This is a genomic window from Mycobacterium sp., from assembly GCF_035506235.1.
Taxonomy (GTDB): domain Bacteria; phylum Actinomycetota; class Actinomycetes; order Mycobacteriales; family Mycobacteriaceae; genus Mycobacterium.
On the sequence record NZ_DATJPU010000017.1, the window covers coordinates 1 to 11141 of the forward strand.

Annotated in this window: 6 protein-coding genes and 1 pseudogene; 5 read left to right on the forward strand and 2 right to left on the reverse strand. The window is 67.0% G+C overall.

Annotated elements, in window-relative coordinates; all coding sequences use genetic code 11:
- Window positions 1–4119, reverse strand: a pseudogene (locus VMD50_RS02425) (amino acid adenylation domain-containing protein); the annotation flags it as partial.
- A 589-nt stretch (window positions 4120–4708) separates the two neighbouring features.
- On the reverse strand, window positions 4709–5524 hold the full coding sequence (dpgD, locus tag VMD50_RS02430) for an enoyl-CoA-hydratase DpgD (RefSeq protein ID WP_325424506.1): 816 nt from the start codon (window positions 5522–5524) through the stop codon (window positions 4709–4711).
- Window positions 5525–5583: 59 nt separating this feature from the next.
- Here dpgD and dpgA point away from each other — a divergent pair, with 59 nt between their 5' ends.
- Genes dpgA through VMD50_RS02455 form a run of 5 tightly spaced genes read left to right on the forward strand, consistent with a single transcriptional unit; the run spans window position 5584 to window position 11102 of the window.
- Window positions 5584–6642, forward strand: coding sequence for a 3,5-dihydroxyphenylacetyl-CoA synthase DpgA (gene dpgA, locus VMD50_RS02435; protein ID WP_325424508.1), 1059 nt, complete (start codon window positions 5584–5586; stop codon window positions 6640–6642).
- Between the two features lie 9 nt (window positions 6643–6651).
- Complete coding sequence (gene dpgB / locus VMD50_RS02440) at window positions 6652–7293, forward strand: enoyl-CoA-hydratase DpgB (RefSeq protein WP_325424510.1); 642 nt, start codon at window positions 6652–6654, stop codon at window positions 7291–7293.
- Entirely contained in the window at window positions 7294–8514 is a 1221-nt protein-coding gene (locus VMD50_RS02445) for an enoyl-CoA hydratase/isomerase family protein (protein WP_325424512.1), read from the forward strand. It begins immediately after the preceding gene.
- Window positions 8511–9770, forward strand: coding sequence for an aminotransferase-like domain-containing protein (locus tag VMD50_RS02450; RefSeq protein ID WP_325424514.1), 1260 nt, complete (start codon window positions 8511–8513; stop codon window positions 9768–9770). Before VMD50_RS02445 ends, VMD50_RS02450 begins: the two co-directional genes overlap by 4 nt.
- Window positions 9771–9824: 54 nt before the next feature.
- Window positions 9825–11102, forward strand: a complete 1278-nt coding sequence (locus VMD50_RS02455; RefSeq protein WP_325424516.1) for a glycosyltransferase — start codon at window positions 9825–9827, stop codon at window positions 11100–11102.
- Window positions 11103–11141: the final 39 nt, after the last annotated feature.

The following is an 11141-nucleotide window of genomic DNA, read 5'->3' on the forward strand; positions in this document are numbered from 1 at the left end:
GGGGTTGAGCCGCTCGACGATCACTTCGAAGGGCGCGTCTTGGTGCTCGTAGGCGGCCAGGCTGCGCTGACGCACCTGGGCCAGCAGCTCGGCCACGGTGGGATCACCGGCCACCTCGACCCGCAGCACCAAGTAGTTGACGAAACAACCCACCAGCTCATCCAGGGCGGGATCGCGCCGCCCGGCGGTCGAGAATCCCACGGCGACATCGGTATTCGCGCTCAGCTTGACCAGCAGCAGCGCCAGCGCGGCCTGGATCACCATGAAGCTGGTGGCGTTGTGCTCGCGGGCCACCCGGGCAACCCGCCGGTGCAGCTCGGCCGGCCAGTCCACGGCCAACCGGGCGCCGCGGTGATCGGCCACCGGGGGATAGGGCCGATCGGTGGGAAGCGCGAGTCGTTCGGGCATCCCGGCCAGGGCCTGCTCCCAGTGGGCCAGCTGCGCGGCGATGCGGCTGCCTTCGTCGTCGAGATCCCCGAATTGCGCGCGCTGCCACAGCGTGTAATCGATGTACTGCACCGGCAATTCGGCCCAGCCGGGGGCACGGCCCGCGCACCGGCTGGCATAGGCCGTCCCCAGATCACGCACCAGCGGGGCGATCGACCAGCCGTCGGCGGCGATATGGTGCACCGCCGCCGCCAGCACATGCTCATCGTCGGCGACACGGAAAAGCCTTGCCCGCAAAGGGATCTCGGCGGCCAAATCGAAAGTGTGCCGTGCCGTGCGCTCGACCGCCTCCTCCAGCCGGCTCGTCGGCCACGCGGTGGCATCGACAACCTGCCAGCCGAAGTCGGCCCGCTCGGGCTCGAGCACCAACTGCCGAGGTATCCCCTCGACCGCCGGGAACAGCGTGCGCAGGCTCTCATGGCGGCCCACCACATCGGCCAGCGCCGCGCCCAACGCGTCGGCGTCCAACTGCCCGCACAGCCGCAACGCCACCGCCAAGTTGTAAACCGGTGACGGCCCGTGCAATTGGTCGATAAGCCACAACCGGTTCTGGGCAAACGACAACGGAACCACCACAGGCCGCCGGCCGGCCACCAACCGCGGGAGCCTGCCCGCATCCACACCAATACGGAGCGCCAACTGGGCCACCGCGGGCGCCTCAAACACATCGCGCACCTTTAGGCCGCCATCCAGGGCGGTGTTGACCGCGGCGACCAGCCGCATCGCCGACAGCGAATCCCCACCCAACCCGAAGAAGGAATCGTCAACCCCGACGCGCTCAAGCCCCAGCACCTGGGCGTAGACGCCGGCCAGGATCTCCTCGGCGGGCGTGCCCGGGGCGCGGTAACGATCGCTGTCCTCGTACTCCGGTGCCGGCAAGGCCCGTTTGTCGAGTTTGCCGTTGACCGTCAAGGGCAGCTGCGTCAACGTCACCACCGCGGACGGAACCATATGCGCCGGCAGCCGCGTGGCTAACGCGGCACGAACCGCGGCCGGCTCGGCGGTCCCGGTCACATACCCCACCAGTCGCGGTTCGCCGGGGCGGTCCTCACGGGCGATCACCACCGCCCGCTGCACCCCATCTACGGCGGCCAGGGCGGCCTCGACTTCTCCCGGTTCGATGCGATGCCCGCGGATCTTTACCTGGTCATCGGCGCGCCCCACATACTCCAGCTGCCCATCAGCCCGCCAGCGCACCAGATCCCCGGTGCGATACATGCGTGTTCCAGGCGCTTCCGCGTCGGCGAACGGACAGGCCACAAACCGCGACCCGGTCAACCCCGCCCGGCCCACCTAGCCCACCCCGACCCCCCGGCCGGCCACATACAACTCCCCCACCACCCCCACCGGCACCCGCCGCAACCACCCGTCGAGGACGAACAGCGCAGCGGTCGAGACCGCTGCACCTATCGGCACCACATCGATTCCCACCGACAACGGCGCGCTCAGTGACGCATACACCGTGGCCTCGGTGGGGCCGTAGGCGTTGATCACCACCCGGCCCGGCGCCCACCGATCCACCACCTCGACCGGGCAGGCCTCACCACCAAGCAGCAACGCCACCGACTCCAATCCCTGGGGGCTCAGCGCGGTTACCGCTGACGGTGTTTGGGTAAGTACGCTGACCTGCTCCGTGACCAGCAAGGCGTGGAAGTCGTCCGGTGAACGGACCACCGACTCGGGCACCACGATCAGGCGCCCACCGCCGAGCAATGCGGCCCAGATCTCCCACACCGAGAAGTCGAACGCGTAGGAGTGACACTGCGTCCACACCTGCGCAGCGGGCAGGTGCGCCGGCGATGACTCCGCCAAATGGATCACGTTGCGGTGGCTGATGGCCACCCCCTTGGGCGTACCGGTGGTGCCCGAGGTGTACATCAGGTACGCGATGTCATCGAGGGCCGGGGCCGGCAATGCCGACGTGGGCTGGGTATCGACAGCAGGGTCGTCGACATCGGTCACCCGAAGGTCGCGCTCGGGCAGCCGCCCGCGCAACCCGTTGGTGGTGATCGCGACCATCGGCGCGGCATCATCCAGCAGGAACCGAATCCGCGCATCGGGCAGCGCGGGGTCAATTGCCAGGTAAGCCGCTCCGGTCTTCAGCACCGCCAGCATGGCGACGACAGCCTGAGCCGAGCGCTCCAACAGCAGTGCCACACACGAGCCCGGGCGGACACCCTGGCCGGACAGCAAGTGCGCCAGCCGATTTGCGCACTCATCCAGTTCCCGATACGTCAGGGACAGGGCCCCGAAGACGATCGCCACCGAATCCGGAATCCGGGCCACCTGCGCAGCGAACATCTCCGGTACCGACGTCGGCGCGGACACGGGCTGGGTGATCGCCACCCGATTACCCCACCAATCCAGCCGAGCATGCCCGGCCTCGTCGAGAACGTCGATCGACGACAACGGCCGGGTCGGGTCCGCGGTCATTGCCGCCAGCACCCGCTCCAACCGCGCGGCTACATCGAAGGCGTCACAATTGGAAAGCAAGTGCCCAGCACCCTGCGTGCTGAGGAAAAGCTGATCACCGTCCTTGAAGAAAACCAGCCCAAACTGGTCTACGAGCCCCGAATGGGTCAGGGTCGCCAGTGCCGGAGCACCAGCAAAATTACCCATATGCGTAGTCGGAATGAAGTTGACGACTACCCGATTCGACGCTCGCCCGGAGTCGCGAAAACTTGCCCTCTTCTCGAGAAGGTGCACCGGAAACCGCTGATGCCGCAGCGCTTCTCGCATTCGGGTGTCCACATGTTCGCAAAAATCGGCAACCGCAGACCCCGGGCAAGCCTTGAACACCACCGGTACGACCCCGGAAATCATTCCGGGGACCGTCCGTGCCTCCGGACGCACCCGCCGGCTGACCGGAAAATCGAGCGCCAGCTCCGGAGCCCCGACGCCCCACCCACGCACGAGGAGCGCGCAGGCCGCGGTGATCACCGACGAGCTACGCACCCCCAAAGCCCGGGACAACTCGTGGATCCCGGCAACGACCGACGGATCCAATTGAACCGGCGGAGCTGACTCGTCCGGCTTACAGTCGCCCGCGGCGTGCGCCGCAAGGTAACTTTGTTCGCTTTCCGGCGGAAGGTTGTGCGCCCAATAGGCTTGATCATCGCGATAATCGGCTGACTCTTCGTATGCCGACTCACAATCAACCAGCTCACTTAACGACCCAAAAAAAGCGGTGGGAATCGACGCGCCAGAAGCGATTGCAGAATAGACGTCGGCGACCCGGTGACAAACGAGAGCGAGGCCTATTCCGTCGACGACTATATGATGGCAGCAAACGAACCAGTAAAATTCATCAACGCGCGTCTGCAACAACGCAAATTTGAACAGCGGACCGCTAAACGGCATCTCCATGCGTTGGATCGATGATGCTAGCCGATAGGCGTCCCGGACAGGATTCTGTGCGGATGTGAGGTCATAGCGAGCAAGCTCAACGTGGGGGTCGTCAACCGCCTTTTGGAAAACCTGGCCGTCCATCTGGAAAAAGACGGCTCTCAGTGGTTCGGCCTCGCGTACCACCTGACGGATCGCCGACTCAAACAAGCCAGGGTCGATCGGGCCCGCGATTCGTAGCAGCACACCCAGCTGCCACTTCGCACCGAAGCGACCGGTTTCCTGCGCGAGCCATATATCCAGCTGTGCCCGCGTCAGCGGAAGCATCCGGTCATCAAGTTTCAATAAGAATCTCCCTGCCGTTCACTGATCGAGGTCACGGTCCTCTGCCCGCCTATAACGCAGACTCTTTGGGCGTATGCCGGTCCCGTGCGCCACCACGGGCTGGCCGGAGCATCAGCGAAGGTCGGCCACGGGCTGTGTTAATCCTCGTCGTCGACCAAGACGGAAAAACTGCCATCGGTGGTCGAACGAATTGATACCCACCCCCTCTCTGGCCCTTCTCGTCGACGTGGGTGGAAAGTGTTCCAACTTTACTGAAGGCCAACAGGGTCGATCCGGGGTTTCGACAAAGTTCCTGAAGGTGACCTGTCGACTGCCGCGGGGCCGCTGCCGCGCCAATTGCGGCCACCGGGCGGGGGTTTCGCTTCTGCTGACGCGACTCCCCCGCAAAGGACGCAAACAGCACGCCATTCGTGTCCATGCCAGCTAACCTGATAGTGCCTCGCAATCCCACACTGGAGACGACATGACCAGCACCACGGACCGGGACGGCCCCCGGGTGGCGGCGAGGCCCCACCGCGAGGGCCCTGCTGGGTCCGGCGGTGGGCTTTCGGTGTCTGCCCCGCCTAAACGTTCACGTCCCGGTCCACGATGGTGGCCGGCCTTCGGCGAACGCCCTTGGGCCCTCCGTGGCGTCGCTGCTGCGCTTACGCAGTTCCTCACACGGATAGGCCTCGTCGAAGGCGTCCGGCAGCGGCAGGTCGAGCGAGCGCCACATGGCCTGCTTGGTCGCGCGTACGGCCAGCGGTGCGCCCCGCAGCAGGTCGTCCAACCAGGCCTGTGTCGCGACGTCGAGGCGCTCGGGCGCGACCACCTCGTTGACCAAGCCGTAGCGCAGCGCGTCGTGTGCGGTCATGCGGCGGCCGGTGAGCAGGTACCCGGCCGCCACCCGCGGTGGCAGCTGGCGGCCCAGTCGAAACACGCCTCCAGCACCGGCTACCAGGCCCAAGCGGACCTCGGGCAATCCGAACTGCGCGTCGCTGGACGCGACAATCAGGTCGCAGGCGAGCGCAAGTTCGAAGCCGCCGCCCAGCGCGTATCCGCGCACCTTGGCGACCAGGGGTTTGGTGATATCGAACCGGTCGGTGAGCCGCGGTGCACCCGGCTTGCCCCGGCTCCCGAACGACGACAACCCCACCGCTCCGCGTGCGTCGCGATCCGCCAGTTCTTTGAGGTCCTGTCCGACGCTGAACGCGCGAGTACCCGAGCCGGTCAAGACGCCGACCCAGACGTCCGGATCGGACTCGAAGTCCTCCCAGATCCGGGCGAGCTCCTCGTGCATGCCCACATTCATGGCGTTGAGCGCCTCCGGGCGACGCATGGTGATCGTGGCCACCCGATCCCGCTTCTCGTACCCGACAAACTCCAAGTCGCCCATCGCAGCAGCCATGCCGCCAGAGTAAGCCGAGCCGTAGTGGCCCGACCGTTACAGTGCGGCGGCGAGCGACCATGATGCAAGCGCGCCTCTGCTCGGTCGGAACCAGCGTGCCGCCGTTCCGGTACACCCAAGACGAACTGATCGACCAGCTCAACATCGAGGACGACAAGATCCGCTCGCTGTTCAAGAACAGCTCGATCGCGTCCCGGCATTTGGTCTTGCCTCCCCGGGACGTCAACGGGCGACTCGAGCCCGAAAGCCAAGGGCAACTGCTTGACAAACACCGCGAGTGGGGCGTCAAGATGGCCGCCGAGGCCATGGACAAGTGCTTGGCGAATATTGGCCGCACCCCTGCCGACGTCGACTACCTGTGCTGTGTCACCACTACCGGTTACCTCACTCCCGGGATGTCCGTGCGGCTTATGAAACACCGGGACATGCGGCCGGACTGCGCACGACTCGACGTGGTCGGCATGGGGTGCAACGGGGGACTCAACGGGTTGGTGTCCGTGTCCGCCTGGGCCGAAACACACCCCGGTAAGCTGGCCCTGCTGATCTGTGTCGAGACATGTTCGGCCGCTTACGTTTTCGACGGCACGATGCGGACCGCCGTCGTCAACTCGCTATTCGGTGACGGGGCCGCCGCGCTGGCGGCCAGCACCGATCCGCACCTGGCGGAGTCGCCGCACCCCCTGGTGCTCAAGACCAGCACCCACATCATCTTCGAAGCGCTGGAGGCGATGCGCTACGACTGGGACGACAACCGGGCGCTGTTCAGCTTCTACCTCGACCCCCAGATTCCATACGTGATCGGCGCCAACGCCGAGACCGCACTGAGCCGCCTGCTGTCTGGCACCGGGCTGGACATCACCGATATCGACCACTGGCTGGTGCATTCCGGAGGCAAGAAAGTACTCGACGCGCTGCGCGTGAACCTGGGGTTGAGCCGCCACGACGTCCGCCACGCCGTGAGCGTGCTTCGCGACTACGGCAATCTCTCGTCCGGCTCTTTCCTGTTCACCCTCGAGCGGCTGAATCGCGAGAACGTCGTCCAGCCGGGGGAATACGGAGTGATCACCACGATGGGCCCCGGCTCGACCATCGAGATGGCCCTCATCCAGTGGGCGTGAGGGGACGCAATGATCGAGCCATCCGGGGAGCGCGCCGACTGCTTCACTCTCCCCGCAGGGGACCTTGCCGGCCGGACAAGGGTTTTGCGCGACTTCATCCGATCCCAGGCGAACGGTTTGGCGGTCATCGACCTGCGCGAGGCCGGGCTGGAGCACCTGTCGCCCGGTGACGGCATCGCCGATGTCAACGGCTGGGAGCGCACACTGCGCCTGATCGAGCGCTCACCGGCGACCACGGTGGCCCTGTTCGGGCAGCGGATCGGCGGATGTGCACTGGAGATCGGCCTGGCGTGCGACTTCCGCATCACGGGCCCTGGCGCCCAAGTGATTTGGCACAACGACGGCGCGGTCTGGCCCGGCACCGCGCTGTTCCGTCTGGTCCAACTGATCGGGCCCGCCCAGACCATTCGGCTGACACTGCTCGGAGAGCCGGTGGCTGCGAGCGCGGCGCTCGTCAGCGGCCTGGTCGACCTCATCGCCGACGACCAAGCGGCCGAGGTGGAGACGCTGCGTGCGGCGGTGGCCGGGCTGGATGACCTGCGGGTCGTCCGCCAGTTGCTCAGGGAGGCCGCACACACTAGCTACGACGAAGCCCTGGGAGCCCATCTCGCGGCGTGTGAGCGCTATTTGCGGCGACGCGGGGTCGACTAGATGACCGGCCGAATTCCCGCCCCGGACCGGGCCTCGCCGGTCGCGGCGCAACACAGCCGGCCCAATCCATGGGACCGGCCGTCGACAGCGGCGGAGCTACGCGTCGCCGCGGCCTGGTTTGACGACCACATCCGGGAGGTCTACCAGGCGCTGACGGCCACCTCCTGCGATGGGCGCAGGCTCGGTGACCTGGTGCGCGCGGCCGGTGACCGGTTTCCCGACCTGCTGCCGAATCGGGCGACCAGACAGCGCGACGACGGGCTGGTCCCGAGCGATCGGCTCCGGGTAGAACGCGACCAGGGCCGGTTCCTGCGGGCCCTCCTGCGCAACCCGGACACCGCTATCCCGGCGCTCACTGACATGCGCGCGCCGCTGCCCGAGTCCGCTGCCCACGCCGTCCAGTTCCAGGCCTCCGGCGAGCTCGTCCTGCGGACGGTCACGCTGCGCCGCGCGGCCAACGTCGCCGAGCTGACGTTGACCAACACCATGACGCTGAACGCGGAGACGAACGAGCTTATGCGCGATCTGGAGACGGCCGTCGACGTGGTGTCACTCGACCCCGCCACCTCGGTCGGCGTGATCCGTGGCGCCCCAATGGAACACGCGTCGTACGCCGGCAAGCGGGTGTTCTGCGCCGGGATCAACCTCAAGCACCTCGCAGCCGGCAAAATCTCATACCTGGACTTCTTGATCGGTCGCGAGGCCGGCCTGCTGTCGAAGCTGGCGCGCGGGGTGCATGACCCCACGACCGGGCGCGACGTCGCCCGGCTGTGGATCTGTGTCATCGATTCCTTCGCCATCGGCGGCGGCATGCAGCTCACCCTCGTGGCCGACCACGTGATCGCCGTCGATGACGCCTGGCTGAGCTTGCCGGCCGCGAGCGAGGGCATCGTTCCGGGCGTGGCCAACCTGCGCCTGCCCGGCCGCGTAGGGGTGCGGCTCGCCCGCGATCTGATCCTGCGGGGGCGTCGTCTGAGCGGCGCCGAGGCGATGCAGGCCGGCCTGGTCGACGCCGTGGTCTGCGCGGCAGACGTGGATGCAACGGTGGCGTCGGTGGCCGCGGCGCTGTCGGAGCCGGGGGTGGTGCCCAACAAGCTGATGCTCGCCCACGGCATCGAGCCCGGAGATGAGTTCGCGATGTACCTGGCCGACTTCGCGGTCGTCCAGGCCGAACGCATGCACGCCCCCGATGTGCGCCGCAAGCTGTCGAGCCGTCAATGACAGGGACCGCACAGGCAGGCAAGCCCGAAGCCCAGATTTTGGGCGCGATCGGATTTCTCAATGAGGTGATGGCCCGCTACCCGCACGCCATCTCGTTCGCCCCGGGCGCACCGCTGCTGGACGGCGTTACCCGCGAGCGCCTCATCGCGGCTGTCGATGACGTAGCCGATCACTTGAGCAACGGGGCGCCAGGCTGGGACGCCCTGTTTCAGTACGGCCCCAGTCAGGGGATCGTCAACGCTCAGCTCGCCCGGGCGCTGTCCGCTACGGGAACCCTCACAGTCGGCGAGTCCGACATCACCATCACCGTCGGCGCCCAAGAGGGGTTCCTTCTCATCCTTCGCGCGCTGGAACTCCATCGCTCCGGGACCCTGGGCATCGTCACCCCGGCCTTCGCGGGGATTCGCGGTGCGGCGACCTTCATGGGTGCCCGGACCGCGGACGTTCTCGAGGGCCCCGAGGGCGTCACCGCGGCGGACCTCGAGGCGGCGTGCGCGCGAGCGGAGGCCCTCGGCGAGCCGCTGCGAGCCCTGTACGTCGCACCGGACTTCGCCAATCCCTCGGGGACCGTAATTCCCCGGCGCGCCCGGCTGGAACTTCTGCGCGCCGCCCGGGAGCGGCAGGTGGTGTTGATCGAAGACACGACCTACGGCTTCACCGATCCCGATGTCCCGCCGTGCCTGAAAGCTCTCGACGAAGACGGGGTGGTGATCCAGGTCGGCACCTTCTCCAAGGTGTGCTTCCCCGGGGCCCGCGTGGGGTATGTGGTCGCCGACCAGCCGTGGCACGGGTCCACCCTGGCGACTTGGCTGGCCACCCTGAAGAACACCACCACGGTCAACACCTCTCCGCTCAACCAGGCCATGGTCGCCGGCTTGGTGCTGGCCGATCCGGCCGTACTCGCTGAGCGCGAGCGCGTCCTGGCACAGTCGTACCGCACCAAGCGGAATCTGCTGTTGACCGCATTGGACGACGAGTTCGCTGACGCCACCGAACTCGGGCTGAGCTGGAACCGGCCCACGGGCGGCTTTTTCGTGGTGATGCAGACCCGGCAGGACCTGGACCACGCCGCCCTCCAACGCTGCGCTGCGGACCATCGTGTGCTGTGGACCCCGATGCGTGACTTCTACGCCGGCCACGGCGGTGACAAGAAGCTGAGGCTGTCGTGCAGCCACGTACCGACAGACCAGATCAGGGAGGGGGTTCGCCGTCTCGGCGGCTTCCTTCGCGAAGGACAAGAGACGGAGGCCCAGTGAGTACCCGACACCACGGCGCGCCCGCGCTTCCCCATTGAAAGCCCCTGATCCGCAATGAAATTCGTGGTGGCCAGCGATGGAAGTCGCGGTGATGTCGAGCCGTGCGCCGCGGTGGGCCGTGAGTTGCTACGCAGAGGACACGAAGTGCACGTGGTCGTCCCGCCCAACCTCGTCGGCTTCGTCGAGTCGGCTGGGCTTGCGGCCGTCGCCTACGGGCTCGACACCCGGAAACTGATGGAAGCGCGGCGCGACTTGGCGTGTTCGGCCCGTGACCCCCGGGGGATCCAAGATCTGATGCGGTTGTGGCGCGAATGTCGGGAGTTCCGTAACCAGTGCTGGAGGGAGATCAGCACGACGCTGACGTCCCTGGCGGACAGAGCCGACCTCTTACTTACGGGCCGGGTGTTCGAGGGCGCCGCCGCCAATGTCGCGGAGTATCACGACATTCCGTTGGCCACACTTCACTACCTCCCGGTGCGGCCCAACGGCCAGCTGCTGCCGTTCCTGCCGGCGCCGTTGACCCGCTCTGTAATGACGATGAAAGGGTGGCTGGCTTGGCGCACGGGGAAGAGACTTGAGGACGCGCAGCGCCATGAACTGGGCCTACCGAAGGCAACACGCCCCTCGGTGCGACGGATCGCAGACCGCGGATCGCTGGAAATCCAGGCCTACGAAGAGTTTTGCTTTCCCGGGGTGGCAGCCGAATGGGTGAAATGGAATGGGTGGAAGCCCCCCCGAAGGCCCTTCGTCGGCCCGTTGACGATGGAGTTGGCGACGGACGGCGATGGCGAGGTCGCGTCGTGGATTGCCGCGGGAACGCCGCCGATTTTCTTCGGCTTCGGCAGCATGCCGGTCGAGTCTCCGGCCGACACGATCGACATGATCGCCGGGGCCTGCGCGGAGTTGGGTGAGCGAGCATTGGTGGGCGCCGGCTGGAGCGACTTCGGCTGCGTCCGGCGATTCGAGCACGTCAAGGTGGTGGGTGCGGTGAACCACGCGGCGGTCTTTCCCACCTGCCGCACGGTCGTCCACCACGGAGGCGCGGGCACCACAGCGGCAGGCCTGCGCGCCGGCGTCCCCACCCTGATCCTCTGGTGGGCGGGCGATCAGCCGTACTGGGCCGCTGCGGTGAAACGATTGAAGGTGGGCGCCGGCCGGCGCTTTTCGGCCACTACCCGGGAATCCTTGGTCGCCGACCTGCGCCGGATTTCGGGCCCGCAGTACGCCGCCCGGGCCCGCGAGATCGCCACCCGGATGACCAAACCCGCCGAAAGCGTCGCGGCCACCGCCGATCTCGTCGAGGATTTCGCCTGCCTGCGGCGTGCCGGCTGATGCGCGTGAAACGAGACACGCACGGATGAGCAGCAGTGA